Source organism: Halobacteriovorax sp., from assembly GCF_048381875.1.
GTDB classification, from domain to species: Bacteria; Bdellovibrionota; Bacteriovoracia; order Bacteriovoracales; family Bacteriovoracaceae; genus Halobacteriovorax_A; species Halobacteriovorax_A vibrionivorans.
Genome location: NZ_JBLXBP010000001.1, coordinates 419,295 through 434,967, shown reverse-complemented (window position 1 = coordinate 434,967; position 15,673 = coordinate 419,295). Strand labels below are relative to the sequence as shown.

Here is a 15,673-nt window from a genome sequence, read left to right as displayed (position 1 = left end):
GTAAAAGGAATTACATATGAAACTTAACTTAAAAACCTCATCTATATTAATCATTATTGGTTTTTGTATCAATATTGTGAACGTGTCAGCTCGTCGTTTAACTCATAAAGAACAGGAGATCGCTTCCTCTTTAAATGAGTTAACTCGTTTAAATAGTGAATACCTCTCTAAGATAAACGCATCTGTAAAAATTGAAGAGCTTCCCTTATCAAAATATCTTTCTCTCTTGGTCCTTAAAAACGGTTGTGCGCCATTTAAGCAAACACTTGAGAAGATAGAGATGGCAGATGAGTCTTTTCCTGATCAAAGCCATGGACTTGTTGAAAAACTAAGTATTTGTAAACGATCAACTAATGGCCTAAAGGAGTTTGATATTTTTGCTAAAGTAGAAGAAGATATGGATCTTCTATCTGATGAGTAGCTTCTCCTGTGGCCGATATGACATCTTCTAAACTAAAACTATATCTTCTTGAATCTCTTAATCCATTTGTTAATCTTGCCTATGAGAATCATTTACTTCGCACTCACAGTGAAAATGAGAGTCAAGATCAGATCATTCTACTTTGGAAGAGTTCCCCTAGTATCGTAATGGGGAAGTTTCAAAATCCATGGGTGGAATGTCGTGTAAAAGAAATACGAGATCGAGGAATAAATCTTGTACGAAGACAAAGTGGTGGTGGTTGTGTCTATCATGATCCTGGAAATTTGAATTACTCTTTTATAGGCCCCCGCTCACATTATGATAAATCTGCTAATGCTGGCATTATAGTTGATGCCCTTAGAAGCTTAGGGATTAGTGCATTTGAAAATCAACGTCATGACTTAAGAGTCGATCATGAAGGTGAAGATTATAAGATATCGGGGTGTGCTTTTAAAGAGATAAGAAACAGTGCTCTACACCATGGAACACTCCTTATGAATGCAGATTTAGATATCTTGAATAAGTTATTACGTTCTAAATTTGAGGCCAGTACAGCACTTGGAGTAAAGTCAGTAAGATCTAATGTTATAAATCTATTTGATATTTCTAAAAGTCTTTCAGAAGAAAAAATTAAAACATCGATTCAAGACTCTTTTGGTAAGTACTATAAAACGGATGTCGAAGTTTTACATATTACAGAACAAGATATCTGTATGCTTCCAGATATGATCTCAAAGATATCTGACACTTCTAGTTGGCAACATATCTATGGTGGAACTCCTAAATTTAGCTTTAAGTTAAATAATATCGAAGTTATTTCTAAATATGCTAGAATAATACAAGTAAGTAATGACGATAAGGATCTTTTGGATCTCGTTATTGATAAAACTTATTATGAAGAAAATATTCTAGAAAAAGATAAGCTATCACAAAAGCAGCATGACTTTATTAATGCATGTCATGAGGTTCTTTTTCTTTAAATTTAAGGCCTAAGATGAGAGAGAAAATTAACTTAGTTCAAGGTGAAGTTTTGATTGAAGAAGGTGGCGCAAGTGATTGTATGTATCTTCTAAAAGAAGGAACTCTTGCTGTTTTTAAACAAACAACAGATGGACAAAAGCAGATTGGAACCATTTATCCTGGAGAGTTTGTTGGAGAAGTAAGTTTTCTTGATAATAGGCCTCGATGTGCAACCGTAAAGTCTATTGGTGAAAGTGAAGTTGAGGTATTTGATGCTCACAAATTCCAAGCTTTCTTAGATTCACAACCAAAGTGGCTTCAAACTATGATGAGAACCCTTGCAGATCGTTTAAGAACTACTAATGAAAAGATAAAGGTGTAATTCATGGCATCTCCTACAACGGTATTTGTAAATAAAGATCAATATTTAATTCGTGAAGGTGAAGAGAGTAACGAAGTATATATCGTGGAAGAGGGAAGTCTTGGTGTATTCAAAGTAAAAAATAGCCAAGAAGTAAAAATAGGTACTATTTTTGAAGGAGAGTTAGTTGGGGAAATGAGCTTCTTTGATAATTCTCCAAGATGTGCAACAATTAAGGCCCTAACCGATTCACGTCTTCTTGTAATCCCTTCATCGAAATTTGAAATGTATGTTAATAAGCAACCAAAGTGGTTTCGAACTTTATTAGAAACACTAATCGATCGCATACGAAAGGCATCAAATCGTGTTAAACCTGAGGTTTAACTGTTTAAGAGTTGTAGGAAATCTCTTAATTTCTGTTGACCTATTTCATTAGCATCACATGAAAGATGGTTAAGTTCACAAAGGTTCGCAAGGACTCTTGGAACATCTTGAAATAGGTTATTGTCCAAATTTAATCTCTTGAGGTTTTTGAGCCATTCAAATTCAATTGGAAGATCAGTTAATTTATTTCTTTGTAATTCTAGTGTTTCGATTTTAGTGAGCTTGTAGAGCCAACTAGGGATCGCATGTAGATTGCACTCAGTTAATTGTAGTATCTTAATAGGTGAGCTCTCATGAATATGTATATCATGACAATTCTTAACTCCTCTCATTTTGAGAATCTCTAAAGGTGCCTTGCCTATTAGATTTAGGCTACATTCACCGTCAGCATAAATATAAAACTTCTTAAGGTTTGTTAAAGCATCGAGGTTTAAGTGGACTTCACATTTATGCTTAACCATTAGCTCTAATGTGCTAATACTTGTTAATGACTCCTCTTTTTCTTCAAAGAAGTCATTAATATCAAAGTTACTATATCTTTTTGATACCTTTATAAGCATAAAGAAATTGTAACATATATGATTGTCAGTTGAGTTAAATTATAGATATTGGACGAATTTGTTATTCTTATCGACTAAGATTTGCTTTGGCCTAATGTCTTTCTTATCTGTCATCTGAAAGCCAATTATAATAACTTCGTGGCCTTCGTTAATTAGGTGTGCAGCGGCACCATTTAAACAAATCTCACCACTACCGCGCTCTCCCTTGATAACGTAAGTCTCAAGTCTTGCACCGTTAGTATTTGAAACAATGAGTACTTTCTGACCAGGCCATAAGTCTACGAGATCAAGTAGCTCCTCATCAATAGTAATTGAGCCTATATAGTTAAGATCGGCCTGAGTAACGACGGCCTTATGTATTTTTGATTGTAACATTTCGCGCATGAAACTTATTTATCAAATTCTTAGGCGAGAACGCAACAAAAATGAAGATTTTATTAACGTAATAAGCGCTTTCTATTTATATTTCTGCTTCAGGACCTGGAATACCTAGAAAGTATAAAATAGATGTCATTGGGCCGTGACTCATGTGGTTTTGTGCGTTTTTGCGCACTATGTCTTTTGCATGAAAAGCGATACCAAGGCCTGCTTGAGCTAGCATAGGTAAGTCATTGGCCCCGTCACCGATTGCCACAACTTGTTCTAGAGAAATACCTTCTTGTTGAGAGATTAAGTTTACAAGTACGGCCTTCTGGTCTGCGTTGATAATTGTACCTTTTACCTTGCCTGTAAGTTCACCATTTTCAAATTCAAGCTCGTTTGCAAACGCATAGTCTAATTCAAGTTTGTTCTTTAAGTAATTTGCAAAGTATGTAAAACCACCTGAAATTAATGCAACTTTATACCCATATTTTTTTACTGTTTTAATGAATTCTTCAACACCCTCTGTTAAGGGAAGGTTTTGACAGATATCTTCTAGCGTTGATTCTTTAAGGCCTTTTAAGTGCGAGACTCTTTCAACAAGTGACTGATTAAAGTCGAGTTCTCCATTCATGGCCCTTTCTGTAATCGCGCTAACTTTTGCGCCAATACCATGTACTTTTGCAAGTTCATCAATGACTTCTGCTTGAATTAAAGTTGAGTCCATATCAAAGACAATTAGTCTCTTTGATCTTCTGTAAACATCGTCTCTAATAAAGGCTATATCTGTACTATGTGTATTACTTATAGCAAGTAGATCCTCTTTAACCTTGTTTAGGTCAACTTGCTTAGGAACGTCAGTTAAAACTTCTAGAGAGTTAAAGCCTTCTTTAGATACATTATCAATTCGATATATATTGATTCCATTTGAGGCGATATTTTGTGACATATCAGCAATGAAGCTTGCAGATATTTTCTTAGGGGCCACACAATTTACTATAAAACTATTGTAAGGAGACTTGTATTTAACGTCTTCTTTAATAATTGAGTATTCTAACTTTAATCCCATCTCATGGGCCGCAAAAAGTAGCTCTTTTAGAACGTTTTGATCATGATCCTTGTCACTACTGATATTTAAGACAAATGAAAGAGAAAGTAGGTTGTGAGTAATGGCCTGATTGATATCAGTAATATCGGAATTATTATCACTAATTACTTTCATTAATTTTGCCGTAATCCCCGGTCTGTCGGCACCAGATACTGTGATAATGATTTCTTTAGAGTTGTTATTTGATTTATCTTCCATGAGCTCAACCTAGTATGTATTTTTAAATTTTTGCTTTCTTTGCTTGCCTTACTTCAGTGATTCTCTTTGCAAGTCCAAATGTATAAACTAGCGCAGACAATACAGAGAAGAAAAATGATAAATAAATCAATATCGTACCAACAAGTGGGAATGAGAAACCAAATGGTTTATCCCAGGCCATAAGCATTGGAATGGCCATCATTTGAAATGTTGTTTTCCATTTACCTAGTTGATTGACACTTACTTTTAGGCCTTTCTCCATTGCAAGTAATCTCAATGCCGTCATATACATTTCTCTAATAACTAATACGATAACCACTAGTACATTTACACGATTAAGTGATTGAAGAAGAATGAGAGAAGAAACAACTAAGAATTTATCAGCAATAGGATCTAAGAAAGAGCCAAAAACTGTGACAATATTTCTTTTTCTAGCAATATATCCATCTAAGAAGTCAGTAAAAGAAGCCGCTACAAATGTCCAAGCAGCAATATAACCAAGAGTTTTTTGCGTGGCCTTAAAGATATTTTCTTCAAATAAACATAGATAAAGAGTCAGGCAAATAACAGGAATTAAAGCTACACGAAAAATAGTTAAGCGATTAGGTAGATTATCGATCTCCCATTCACTTAATAACTCTCTGTCAGTCATTGTATTCGTTGCGCTCTTTTTATTATCATTATTTTTATTGTTATCTGACATATCTACTCAATGAAGAATTTTCCTATTAATTAAACTTTAAACCTTAAGGCCATAAACGTCTATAATAATTAACATAAATTAGATAAAACAAAAAAAACAAGGATATCAGAAGCTATGAAAAAGCATCTCAATTTAATCAAAACTGGTCATCAATCTATTGAAAAGCGTGTTTTTCCACGTTTTCCATTTAGCTACTTGGTCTTTAAAAGAGATGATAATTCTGTAAATTACCAAGTAAAAGATATTTCATATGGCGGTATGAGTCTCGCTCTAAAAGATGGTGTTGTTAGTGCTAAATTAGATGATGAGTTCTCAGGAGAGATCCACTGGTATGACCAGAAAGTAAATGTAAAATGTATTGTAAGAAGAGTTGAAGAAGATAATATCGGAGTTGAATTTGTAAAAAGTGATATCTTTGATAAATCACTTCTAAACTTTCTATCTGTTTCTAATGTTTCAAAGAATTTAAGACCAATTCATGAATATGATGAACAAATGGATCTGCCTATCGGTCTTAAGACATGGTTGCGTTGTGATGGCCCATTTGAAATTTTTGTTTGGCACCATCGCGATGGTGAAATTTCTAAAATTCAAATTCTTATGATGGACTCAATTCTCGAATGGACTGATGGAGAAGGTATTCAGACTGGAAAAGTCTTAAGTGTACGTCCTTCAGACAAACCTCTAACTCATGAAGAAGAAATTGAATTTCTAATTGACTCACCAATTGATCAAGACAAGCTTGAATTCGCTAATGAACTTGTGCAGCATATCCCTGAATCTTTGATTTCAGAAGGAGATCTTAAGTTTTTAACGCGTAAGATTAGTGGATAATTCTTAAAACACCTCGAGATTCTTCATTTGATTTGAAACAAGGCTTTTCATTTGGAAATTAACTTCCTAAAATATAGCTAAATATTTCAAATTAAAAGGATTACCAATGAATAGAAACCTCGCTTTAGAATTTGTAAGAGTAACAGAAATGGCCGCAATTAGCAGTGCTAGGCTTATGGGACGCGGAGATGAAAAAGCTGCAGACCAAGCAGCAGTTGATGCTATGAGAACAATGCTTGACTCTGTTGAGTGTAATGCAACGGTTGTTATCGGTGAAGGTGAGCGAGATGAAGCTCCAATGCTCTACATTGGTGAGAAGGTAGGCTCTGGTAATGGCCCTGAGCTTGATATTGCTCTTGATCCATTAGAAGGGACAACAGTTTGTGCAAATGGTGGTTGGAATTCAATTGCTGTTATGGCCATTGCTGAAAAGGGTAATTTCTTAAATGCTCCTGATACATACATGGAAAAAATCGCAGTTGGCCCTGAAGGTAAGGGCCTAATCAATATTGACGATACTCCTGCTGAAAATTTAAAGAGACTTGCAGAAGCCAAGAAGTGTCGAATCCAAGATTTAACGGCAGTTATTCTAGATCGTCCACGTCATGAAGAATTAATTAGACAAGTAAGAGATGCAGGAGCTCGTATCCAATTAATTGGAGATGGTGATGTATCTGCTGCTATTGCATGTAGTGAGCCTGATTCTGGTATTGATATTCTCTTTGGAATTGGTGGTGCTCCTGAAGGTGTTATTGCTGCAGCAGCACTTCGTTGTATCGGTGGAGACTTTCAAGGAAGACTTAAGCCAAGAAATGATGAGGAAATTGAACGCGCTAAGACAATGGGAATAGATGATATTAATAAGATCTATAATATCGATGAACTAGCGGCCGGAAACGTAATGTTTTGTGCAACTGGTGTAACGGATGGAAGTTTCTTAAACGGTGTTAAGTTTAAGTCTTGGGGTGCTGTTACTGAGTCGATTGTTATGAGAAGCCAGTCGGGGACAATTAGAAGAATTGTTGCTGAACATCGCTTTGATACAAAACCACGCTATTAAAATAAGTTACTTTATTGATTTAACAGGGAAGTTGATTATGGCAAAGGCAAGCCGAACTGAAGTATTTGATATTGATATTAACAAATTATACGACGTTATTGTCGACTTTGAGTCTTATCCTGACTTTGTACTTGGTGTTAATGATATTAAAGTTCATGACATGACTGAGACAAGTGGTGTTGTGGAGTATTCAATTGATATGATTAAAAAACTTAATTATCAATTGGATATGGAAATGAGTCGTCCTAATAAAGTAGCTTGGACTTTTAAGAAAGGTGACCTCTTTAAAATCAACGATGGTGGTTGGGATCTTAAAGATCTTGGTGATGGTAAGACTGAAGTCACTTATAGCTTAGAGATTGAAGTAAAAGGATTTATTCCTGGTGCTAAAATGATTGTTAATAAATTAACTGAAACATCTCTTCCGTCAATGATGAAGAGTTTTTATGAGAGAGCTAAATCTTAATGACTGATTCAAAAGACAATAAGAAAGAATATCATAAAGAAGGCCTACTTGGTGATACCATCAAGAAGGTAGTTTCAATAGGAATAGGCGCAGCCTTTATGACTGAAGAAGCAGTCAAGAAAGTGATTGATGATTTGCCTCTTCCAAATGATGTCGTTAATGGACTTCTTGCTAATGCAAAAAAGTCGAAGCAGGACTTTATCGATTCTGTTCAAGAGGAATTAAGACATTATTTAAAAAATGTTGATCCAAAAACACTTTTAGAGTCGATACTTGATGATTATGAAGTCGTAGTACGATTTAAAAAAAGAGATGATAAGAAAACTAAGTGATCACTAAAAATTATCAAAAAATTCTAGATGAAATCGGTGATAAGAATAAACTTATGGCCGTCACAAAATATAGTGAATTTGATGATATTAAAGAAGTTTACGATCTAGGCCATCGAGACTTTGGAGAGAATCGAATTGAATCCCTCTTGCCTAAAGCACTTAAAGCTCAAGAATTAGGCTTATCTGATATAAGGTGGCACTTTATTGGTCACATCCAGTCAAAGAAAATATCTAAGATTGCACAAGTTCCAAATTTAAAGTCAGTACAATCACTTGATTCAATAAAGCATATGAAAATCTTTGATGAAAAATTAGCTAGGCCATTAGATTTCTATATTCAGGTTAATACGAGCGCAGAAGAACAAAAAGGTGGCCTGTGGGATAGCTCAACTGTTCAAGAGTTTTATAATGCAGCAAAAGAATTGAAAAATATCAATATCGTAGGACTCATGACAATGGCCGCTGCCAGTGGCCTTCCTCCTAGAGAGTCATTCCAAAAACTAGTAGATATTAGAAATGAGATTGATCCTAATTTAAAACTTTCAATGGGCATGAGCGGTGATATGAAGGTGGCCTTGGAACTTGGAAGTGACTGCATTAGGGTCGGAAGTGCCATATTTAAGTCCTAATTATTGTATTCTTACTATCTAATTTCTAAAATTACCCCTCTAAGTCGTTAGAAATACAGCAAACATAAGTTTGAACTAATTCTAGGTATTATTGACTTTAATTTATGCGCACTGTAATAAATTTTTATCAACTAATTTAATTCGACTTTAAAAACGGAGAGTCATTATGAGTAATGCCAATAATAATGAAAGAAAAGTACCAGAATTAAGTCTTACTTCTTACACTAAGGGAAGCCCTGAAGAGCAAGTACAATTTGTCGATACTTTAATGTTTGGACTTAAGGAATATGGATTCGTTATTCTTAATGATCACACTGTTGACCAGAAAAAAGTTGATGAAGCATATGCAATGGTAAAGCAATTCTTTGCTCTACCTGCCCAGAAGAAGAATGAATACAAAGGTGACAATGGTGGACAGCGCGGTTATACACCATTTGGTATGGAGCACGCTAAAGATAGCGAACATCCTGACCTGAAAGAGTTTTGGCACGTTGGACGCGAATTGGCAGCTGATTCTCAATATAAGGGTATTTACCCTGAAAATATTTGGCCAGCTGAAGTTCCTGGTTTTAAAGAGAAATTCCTTGATCTTTATGAATCAATGGATGCTACAGCTAATGTTCTTTTAGAGGCCATTGGTAAAGGTCTAGACGTTCCTGAGAACTTCTTTGCAGATATGGTAAAGGATGGAAATTCAATCTTAAGAACGATTCACTATCCACCAACTGATGGACACGATACTACTAACTCAATCAGAGCGGGTGCACACGAAGATATTAATTTAATTACAATGCTTGTGGGTGCGACTTCATCTGGTTTACAACTTCTAGATCGTGATGGAACTTGGCTAGATGTTAACTCAAAGCCTGGTCAATTAGTGGTTGACTCTGGGGATATGATGGCAAGATTAACTAATAATGTTCTTCCTGCAACAACTCACAGAGTTATTAACCCAGATAACTCTGGTGAAGAGAGATATTCTATGCCATACTTCGTGCATCCACACTCTAAAGCGTCACTTGCTTGCCTTGATAGCTGTGTAGGTGAAGGCAAGAAATGGGAAGATATCACTGCTGGTGACTTCTTAAATCAGAGGCTTAGAGAGATTGGTCTAATCAAATAATTCAAATACTGGGAAACCAGAACAACAACACTACGAATAATAAGAGGCCTCCTTGACGGAGGCCTTTTTTGTTCAATCTTTGTAGAAATGTTTAAAAAATGAACACTTTTTAAATATTAAGTGCTTAATATTTAGACTTCGTCTGTGGCATATGAATTGCTCTTACTTTCGTATGCAAAACTTAAAACAAAGCTCTAGGTCTCTAGTGGCCACATTTTATTTAATAATAACAATCCTCGTTTTATCAATGAGTACAAACGCAAATGCAAATACTGCAATAAAGCGTGAGATTCTTGAATCAAAGCGAGCCTCTTCTAAGATTTTATCTCGCTTAAGACAAGTGGCCCGTCACAATAAAGGTTTCCTACATGAAGAGGAAACGCAAGAAGCTTATCATTTTTATTGGAATATCCATTCAAAAATTAAAAATCTTCATAAGAGAGTTCTTAAAAAAGGAGAGCTTGGAAAAGATGATGATGGAAATTATTCAGATGAATTGGCCTATAAAGAATTAGATGACTTTATTCAATATGTTGGCAAGTACATCATCACATTCTCAGAATTAGAAGGATATAAAAGACTTCCTTCTTCACGTAAACTTCTTGTTTCACAAATTGCAAACTCTGTTGAAACATTAATTCAATACTTAAAAGAAGATGGTTATAACATATCAATACCTGTAGATATCCTAAATGGCCTAAAGAAACTTGGCAAAATCTATAAGAAACAAGAAGAGTTCTTGGCTCTAAAAGAAGAATTACTAGGTGATTACTTTGAGGCCTTAGACCTTTTAGAAGAAGAACTTTATAAACTTGAAGACAATCTGAAGCAATTTATTAAAAGAGCGATTGGACCTAGACGTGAAAGACGTCATCGTATTTATACAGATGAGTCATATCCATATTTAAAATATAAAAGGTTAGCAGATAGTATTGCTGATGATCTAGAAGACTTTGATATCAATGACCTTGGTGAGTATGAAGAAATTTCAAAGCAGGTGTTAGATTTACAACACTTAGTAAGACTTACAAAGGCAAATAACAAAAACACAAAAGTACTCTTAAATCGTGTAAATATCCTGTTCAATAGATTTTCTTTGGAGGCGGCTAAAGTAAATAGCAAATTAAGGCCAACGAAAATTGAAACAGACTTAGGAATTAAGACAGTTGAATATAAGTATTATCGAGCAACACAGGTGTGTTCACTACTAGGTGGGCCTGGGAATATTCTACTTAGAAAGTCGATTGAAAGTGATATTGACCTCTTTGAAGACTTTAGCCCAAGAACAAGTGGTGCCATTAAATTAGTTGAATTTTTAAAATTTAATGATCGTCAGCTGGACTTTAGACATGCTGAGATTATTACAGATATTGAAAGAGATACAAGAATTACATCAATGGGATTCTATCCTTTAAGTTTTAACTGGGGAAAAGATGAAGAAGATAAAATGCCTCCATTTTTAGAAATTAAGAAGGGGTATCGTCGATGTGATTCTAGTGGTTGCGATACATATAACGATTATCGAACAAATTTTGCATGGATGAGTGTTAACGCAAGTTCAGCAAAGAAGGTAACAAAGAGAAAAGAGAAAGCCTTAAAGAAGGTAGATAAGAAAGAGAAATATTCAAAATTGGGTGTTTGTTCTGACTTTGTTAACTGGGCCTTTGGAAATGTTATCTCTTCTAATTGGAACCAAATTCCAATTATTAGAAACCTAATACAGATTGTATATCCTCCAGAAGGGTTACAGACACCAGATAATCTGTATGAATCATATATGACAGACGTTGTATGTGAAGTAGAAAAAAGAAAGCTTAAGTATCCACAATATGTGAATGCTCACAATTTAAAAGAGCAGATACTAAGAGATATGAATTCATCAAATGAAGCAATTAGTGTGCATGCGAAGAATTCACTTAATGAATTAGTAAAAAAAGGAATTATAGATAAAGACTTAAATTTAAAATATGACGTTATTGAATTTGAAATAAAATAAACAACAAGAAGAATTAATTTATGTTTCTAAAAGGAGAGAAGGAATGAAACAAAAACAACAAAACACAAGGAGCAGGTTACTAGTAGCCGCTTTCTTAATGACTCAGGCGCCGGTCGTAATAGCTGGTTATTACAACTCATCAATCGATGGGATTTCTCTTGATGGTATTTATACGCCAGAAAATTTAAGTAATATCTCAAAAACAGTGTGTAAGAAAGTTTACGATGATGCAAATATGGACAAAGAGCATACGCAAATGTGTGAGCGTGGAGTTCAGTCTGCTCAACGTATGGCCGCTGTATATGCTGCTGGTGAAGGTACACACCTAGGTTGTGTTGATGGTTACCAACAAGGTCTATATAGAGGATTCAATATGACGTCTAACCCGTCTATTGAGATTCTAAAAGAGGAGCAGCGTGCTCTTAAGGGTGTAACACTTGAAAATGCAGTTGCACGTGGTAAAGCAAAAGCATCAAAGGACTCACGTTACTCAACTGAGAGTGAAATCATTGCTCGTTTTAGAGACAATGTAAGAGATAGTGAAAATCAACAAATTACAGCTCCAAGCTCTGACTACTCAGATGTACTTAAAGTACCTCGTTTTGAAGGTTTTGGAGATGGTTATGCAGCTGATGGAAAAGGTGGATCTTTTAAAGATGTAATTAATGCAGGTTGGGTTTCATCATCAAGTGCAATTGGAAAAAGAATCCAAGCACGTGCTGTTGCAAGACAATTTGGTATTAAAGCAAATTTAGCAGATAAGTGTTCTTCAACACCAATTCTATTTGATCGTGGACTACATACGATCTCTCTTTGGGATCTATTCTCTGCATATGGAGAGTATAACTTCAAAGATTATGGTTGGAAGTCGACAACTAGAGCATGGAATAAGTTTAAAGCTTCAGAAGAACAAGAAGCAATTGCATACAGAAATATTCAAGATGTAAAAGAAGCTTACCAAGCTAAAATTGGTTACCACAAGAAAAGTGTTGCAGTTGAAGTTGATGAATTGGATGCTAATGGTCAACCAACTGGTAGAAAAGTTGTAAAAAGAGATGCAAATGGAAATATCGTTTATAAGCAAGTAGACGATACATCACGTCCTATTTTTGAAACTCGCTACCGTACAGTTCAAGGTAAGTCAGCGCAAGATCTTAAGGCCGTTTATGAAGATGCATTCTTTGAATCTTATAGAAACCTTGCAAAAGAGCACTTTGGAAAAGCTTTCGTATCAACACACAATATGGCACGTAACCTAGGTGAAGATGCTGGTAAAGCGGTAGGTGCAATCGTTGCACGCGATGTAGCAAAGCAAGAAGCATATGATAGTGTTTATAAAGCACAATCAGCAACTTCATTTGCTAAAGAATATGAAAACCTATTCGTTACTTCTTGGAATAAGAATTATGATTACTTTGCAAATAATCCTATGGTTGAGATCACTGGTTTTGACCTTTCAGGTGATGGAAATGGAATCTTTACAAGAGGTGAGTCTTTAAAGTCTGTTTTAGGACTTAGAAACTTAGGTCTTAAGTCTGGTGCTGTAAAAGTATCACTTAATTCATCATCTTTTGAAGCTGGAAGTGCCCGCTCTGAATACGTTACAGCACCTGCTTCACTAAACTTTACTCATAAGTCACAAAGTGCTCAAGGTAAATTAAGTAATAATCTTGAAGTATTTGATACAGCTTACTTAACAGTAAGTATTGATGGAAGTGATATTAAAAAGGTATATGAGCTAAAGAGTACTGATTCAAAGAGAATTGAGATCTTAGATGTTGCTCCTGTGTACAAAGCAGATACTAAAATTAATTCTGTGGTAGCTGGTGATGCAACAGTTTATGTAACTGTTAAGAACCCATCAAACTCTGAGACTTCAGCATCTGTTGATATTTCGGTAGCGATGAATGATGGAAATACTTATACTGCATCGACGACTGCGCTAAAAGCAGGTGAGTCAAAGCGTGTACCAGTACGTGTAACAGGACTTGACCCACTATTTATCATCAATAATGGTGTAAGTGGTAAAGCAACTTCTAAAGTAGGTGGAAGAGTTATGAACTCTCGTAGTGCTTCTGGTGACAGTGTTGATTATGACAGATCTGTAGCAGATTACTTCAATTCAATTCTTACAAACTCAACGACTAACTATGGTAGCGATGGGTACAAAGAAGACCGTGTTGAGACATTAATCACAATGATCCTTAACAGAACTGAAGCTCAAATCGATACTGATTGGGATAACAATGCTAGAGTTGCAAATACTTTAATCGGTGCACTTCAAAAAGAATACAAGGCTTCAGCAGCAGCTGGAAAGCTAAATGAAGAAGCTAAGCAAACTTATGTTGTACTAGCTCAAGAACTTGAAGCTCTTTACGATGATGTATTTGGATACAAGGATTATGTAAATCAACTTAAGGTATTCAATGGTGATCTTGAAACTCGTAAGAAGAAAGATCGTAAGAAAGATTAATTGGTAGATACTGAATTAATAAAAAGAAAGGCCCTCATCTTGAGGGCCTTTTTTATTTCTTTAATTTAATTTTTTAATTAAAGTTGAGCTTGTCCTTCAACAATTTGCTCACCTGGCTTGAACCAACATAGTGGTCTTAGACCATTTGTGAAGTTCTCATCTCTGTTACAAGCACCTGTGTTTACATCTGAATCTGAAAGATCAGTGTAAGCATCGATTGTACAAAGAGCACCTTGGTAGTAAGTATCTAGACGACACTGTGGTGCTGGGTGATTGTGGTTAGTTCTAGAAACAACATTTGAATCTGGAGTATCAAACTTAAGATCAGTTGTTAGGTTTCTTAGAGCTCTAAAAAGGTTAGCTAGTGACATACCTGCCATTGAACCTCTTAAACACATTGCATATTCGTTCTCGTTAACAAAGTTCTTTGCACAAGATTCTTTAGCGACTGCTGGAACTTCAACTTCGTTCATCATTTTGATGTTGTTGTCGTTTTCCATGTACTTTCTTAGACACTTAGAAGTTGCGAAGTAATCAGCTTGACCTTCGTTTGATGCCCAAGATGATCCCCACCAGCTTGATTTCTTTGGTGCTCCACCTAGGTGGTGACCAAGTTCGTGACATACAACTGTTGCGAATCCGTCACCTGTAATTGTTTCGTGTCTTGCAAGACCACCAAACATACTTACTTTCCAAGTGTTTCCTACTTGTTGTGCGTAAGCATTAACAGTTCCGTCATCCCACTTTCTTTCGATTTCAAGAGTTTTACCTTTTGCTTCAATAATAGGAGCATAGATAGCTTCAATTTTATCGATGATTGAGTTAAACTCACCTTCTGTAATTGTGTTGATACCTTTAACATTTGATGGAATCCATAGGTTGTTGTCTTCTACGATTCCAGTTTTTCCGTGCTCATCACATGCGTATGAAAAAGAAGCCACACAAGTGATCAATAGAGCTAAAATTCCTTTTTTCAATTCAGTCCTCCCTGAAAGTATGTTGTCTGATTTGCTTTATTAACTTGACTAATACAATTTGTTTTAGCGTAGGTATGATTTTTCTAAAAAGTTCACGGTATGTCTAAGGGTTTTTGCCCAAAGTAACTAAATGTAAGTTTTTGTTGGTTTCTTTGTTGTGTGATGCATCATTTTGCTGGTATAATATTTTGTCGAATATTGCCTAACTATCTAGAATTATGATAGAATCCTCTTATGAAATCATTGTTTTTGTTTACATTGTTAATATTCAATTTTCTTGCATTCTCACAATCAAATGATCCAGTGATGGAACAATTGAATCGAATGAGAGAAGAAATGATGAAGCAGATGCAGGCAACTGATAGTTTTGACAGTGAAATTCAAAAGATGTTTCAAAGAATGCAGAAGATGGGACAAATCCAAGGCCTTCCCGATCGCTTTAATACGAATGTTCAAGCAATAGAATATTTTTGGAAAGACTCAAAAACCCTTGTTGTTAAGGTAAATAAGGATGATGAAGTTAATATCGATGTAAAAGAGGGAATGGTTGTTCTAAGTGGGATGAAGGTCTCTAAGTCGAAGAACTCATTTTCAAAATTTAACTTCTCACAAAGTATTCCTATTAAGTCGAGCCTCGATACTACTAGCGTCGATATGAAGATGGATGATGGTAATATTGTCTTATCATTTAAAGAAAAGCTTCCTAAAAATTCTATTTAATATAAAGA

18 protein-coding genes are annotated in these 15,673 nt (G+C 35.3%); 13 read left to right on the top strand and 5 right to left on the bottom strand.

Translation table 11 applies throughout. The features are described 5' to 3' along the window. Positions 1-16 precede the first annotated feature (16 nt). From ACN5L8_RS02005 to ACN5L8_RS01990, 4 genes are read left to right on the top strand one after another with little or no spacing between them, the layout of a single operon-like run. The gene (locus tag ACN5L8_RS02005; RefSeq protein WP_115362906.1) at positions 17-421 is read left to right on the top strand and encodes a hypothetical protein; all 405 of its coding nucleotides are present in this window, start codon (positions 17-19) and stop codon (positions 419-421) included. Between the two features lie 17 nt (positions 422-438). Continuing rightward, a complete protein-coding gene (locus ACN5L8_RS02000; protein ID WP_419172380.1) occupies positions 439-1,401 on the top strand; it encodes a lipoate--protein ligase family protein in 963 nt (320 codons plus the stop codon). A 14-nt stretch (positions 1,402-1,415) separates the two neighbouring features. Then, a complete protein-coding gene (locus ACN5L8_RS01995) occupies positions 1,416-1,763 on the top strand; it encodes a Crp/Fnr family transcriptional regulator (RefSeq protein WP_115362904.1) in 348 nt (115 codons plus the stop codon). 3 nt (positions 1,764-1,766) lie between these two features. Continuing rightward, positions 1,767-2,126, top strand: a complete 360-nt coding sequence (locus tag ACN5L8_RS01990) for a Crp/Fnr family transcriptional regulator (RefSeq protein WP_115362903.1) — start codon at positions 1,767-1,769, stop codon at positions 2,124-2,126. Here the strand turns inward: ACN5L8_RS01990 and ACN5L8_RS01985 are convergent. The 4 genes from ACN5L8_RS01985 to pgsA form a co-directional block, all read right to left on the bottom strand. Then, entirely contained in the window at positions 2,123-2,686 is a 564-nt protein-coding gene (locus ACN5L8_RS01985) for a leucine-rich repeat domain-containing protein (RefSeq protein WP_419172158.1), read from the bottom strand. The genes ACN5L8_RS01990 and ACN5L8_RS01985 overlap by 4 nt on opposite strands. A 39-nt stretch (positions 2,687-2,725) precedes the next feature. Then, the gene (gene panD, locus ACN5L8_RS01980; RefSeq protein ID WP_120404873.1) at positions 2,726-3,070 is read right to left on the bottom strand and encodes an aspartate 1-decarboxylase; all 345 of its coding nucleotides are present in this window, start codon (positions 3,068-3,070) and stop codon (positions 2,726-2,728) included. Positions 3,071-3,146: 76 nt separating this feature from the next. Continuing rightward, positions 3,147-4,352, bottom strand: a complete 1,206-nt coding sequence (serB, locus tag ACN5L8_RS01975) for a phosphoserine phosphatase SerB (protein WP_419172157.1) — start codon at positions 4,350-4,352, stop codon at positions 3,147-3,149. Positions 4,353-4,374: 22 nt separating this feature from the next. Continuing rightward, on the bottom strand, positions 4,375-5,055 hold the full coding sequence (pgsA, locus tag ACN5L8_RS01970) for a CDP-diacylglycerol--glycerol-3-phosphate 3-phosphatidyltransferase (RefSeq protein WP_334678486.1): 681 nt from the start codon (positions 5,053-5,055) through the stop codon (positions 4,375-4,377). Between the two features lie 114 nt (positions 5,056-5,169). On the opposite strand from pgsA, the gene ACN5L8_RS01965 reads away from it, so the two are divergent. From ACN5L8_RS01965 to ACN5L8_RS01930, 8 genes are all read left to right on the top strand, one after another. Beyond that, positions 5,170-5,889, top strand: coding sequence for a PilZ domain-containing protein (locus ACN5L8_RS01965; RefSeq protein WP_412473415.1), 720 nt, complete (start codon positions 5,170-5,172; stop codon positions 5,887-5,889). 106 nt (positions 5,890-5,995) lie between these two features. Then, complete coding sequence (gene glpX, locus ACN5L8_RS01960) at positions 5,996-6,949, top strand: class II fructose-bisphosphatase (RefSeq protein ID WP_115362891.1); 954 nt, start codon at positions 5,996-5,998, stop codon at positions 6,947-6,949. Positions 6,950-6,986: 37 nt separating this feature from the next. Continuing rightward, a complete protein-coding gene (locus ACN5L8_RS01955; RefSeq protein WP_120404870.1) occupies positions 6,987-7,415 on the top strand; it encodes a type II toxin-antitoxin system RatA family toxin in 429 nt (142 codons plus the stop codon). Further along, complete coding sequence (locus ACN5L8_RS01950) at positions 7,415-7,747, top strand: hypothetical protein (RefSeq protein ID WP_115362887.1); 333 nt, start codon at positions 7,415-7,417, stop codon at positions 7,745-7,747. Before ACN5L8_RS01955 ends, ACN5L8_RS01950 begins: the two co-directional genes overlap by 1 nt. Further along, positions 7,744-8,376 carry a YggS family pyridoxal phosphate-dependent enzyme gene (locus ACN5L8_RS01945; RefSeq protein WP_412473413.1) on the top strand — a complete coding sequence of 211 codons (633 nt, stop codon included), beginning with the start codon at positions 7,744-7,746 and terminating at the stop codon, positions 8,374-8,376. Before ACN5L8_RS01950 ends, ACN5L8_RS01945 begins: the two co-directional genes overlap by 4 nt. A 166-nt stretch (positions 8,377-8,542) precedes the next feature. After that, entirely contained in the window at positions 8,543-9,499 is a 957-nt protein-coding gene (locus ACN5L8_RS01940) for an isopenicillin N synthase family dioxygenase (RefSeq protein ID WP_419172156.1), read from the top strand. A 247-nt stretch (positions 9,500-9,746) separates the two neighbouring features. Next, entirely contained in the window at positions 9,747-11,495 is a 1,749-nt protein-coding gene (locus tag ACN5L8_RS01935; protein WP_419172155.1) for a hypothetical protein, read from the top strand. A 43-nt stretch (positions 11,496-11,538) separates the two neighbouring features. After that, positions 11,539-13,968: a hypothetical protein gene (locus ACN5L8_RS01930; protein ID WP_419172154.1), complete on the top strand. Its 2,430-nt coding sequence runs from the start codon at positions 11,539-11,541 to the stop codon at positions 13,966-13,968. A gap of 77 nt (positions 13,969-14,045) precedes the next feature. Here ACN5L8_RS01930 and ACN5L8_RS01925 read toward each other — a convergent pair whose 3' ends face one another. Continuing rightward, positions 14,046-14,945: a hypothetical protein gene (locus ACN5L8_RS01925; RefSeq protein ID WP_419172153.1), complete on the bottom strand. Its 900-nt coding sequence runs from the start codon at positions 14,943-14,945 to the stop codon at positions 14,046-14,048. Positions 14,946-15,179: 234 nt separating this feature from the next. Between ACN5L8_RS01925 and ACN5L8_RS01920 the strand changes: the two genes are divergently transcribed. Further along, positions 15,180-15,665 carry a hypothetical protein gene (locus tag ACN5L8_RS01920; protein WP_419172152.1) on the top strand — a complete coding sequence of 162 codons (486 nt, stop codon included), beginning with the start codon at positions 15,180-15,182 and terminating at the stop codon, positions 15,663-15,665. The last annotated feature ends 8 nt before the right edge of the window (positions 15,666-15,673 follow it).

Bases quoted from the DNA above. Each gene is read 5' to 3' on its own strand.
- ACN5L8_RS02005 (WP_115362906.1), top strand. From the start codon at position 17: ATGAAACTTAACTTAAAAACCTCATCTATATTAATCATTATTGGTTTT.
- ACN5L8_RS02000 (WP_419172380.1), top strand. From the start codon at position 439: ATGACATCTTCTAAACTAAAACTATATCTTCTTGAATCTCTTAATCCA.
- ACN5L8_RS01995 (WP_115362904.1), top strand. From the start codon at position 1,416: ATGAGAGAGAAAATTAACTTAGTTCAAGGTGAAGTTTTGATTGAAGAA.
- ACN5L8_RS01990 (WP_115362903.1), top strand. From the start codon at position 1,767: ATGGCATCTCCTACAACGGTATTTGTAAATAAAGATCAATATTTAATT.
- ACN5L8_RS01985 (WP_419172158.1), bottom strand. From the start codon at position 2,686: ATGCTTATAAAGGTATCAAAAAGATATAGTAACTTTGATATTAATGAC.
- panD (WP_120404873.1), bottom strand. From the start codon at position 3,070: ATGCGCGAAATGTTACAATCAAAAATACATAAGGCCGTCGTTACTCAG.
- serB (WP_419172157.1), bottom strand. From the start codon at position 4,352: ATGGAAGATAAATCAAATAACAACTCTAAAGAAATCATTATCACAGTA.
- pgsA (WP_334678486.1), bottom strand. From the start codon at position 5,055: ATGTCAGATAACAATAAAAATAATGATAATAAAAAGAGCGCAACGAAT.
- ACN5L8_RS01965 (WP_412473415.1), top strand. From the start codon at position 5,170: ATGAAAAAGCATCTCAATTTAATCAAAACTGGTCATCAATCTATTGAA.
- glpX (WP_115362891.1), top strand. From the start codon at position 5,996: ATGAATAGAAACCTCGCTTTAGAATTTGTAAGAGTAACAGAAATGGCC.
- ACN5L8_RS01955 (WP_120404870.1), top strand. From the start codon at position 6,987: ATGGCAAAGGCAAGCCGAACTGAAGTATTTGATATTGATATTAACAAA.
- ACN5L8_RS01950 (WP_115362887.1), top strand. From the start codon at position 7,415: ATGACTGATTCAAAAGACAATAAGAAAGAATATCATAAAGAAGGCCTA.
- ACN5L8_RS01940 (WP_419172156.1), top strand. From the start codon at position 8,543: ATGAGTAATGCCAATAATAATGAAAGAAAAGTACCAGAATTAAGTCTT.
- ACN5L8_RS01935 (WP_419172155.1), top strand. From the start codon at position 9,747: ATGAGTACAAACGCAAATGCAAATACTGCAATAAAGCGTGAGATTCTT.
- ACN5L8_RS01930 (WP_419172154.1), top strand. From the start codon at position 11,539: ATGAAACAAAAACAACAAAACACAAGGAGCAGGTTACTAGTAGCCGCT.
- ACN5L8_RS01920 (WP_419172152.1), top strand. From the start codon at position 15,180: ATGAAATCATTGTTTTTGTTTACATTGTTAATATTCAATTTTCTTGCA.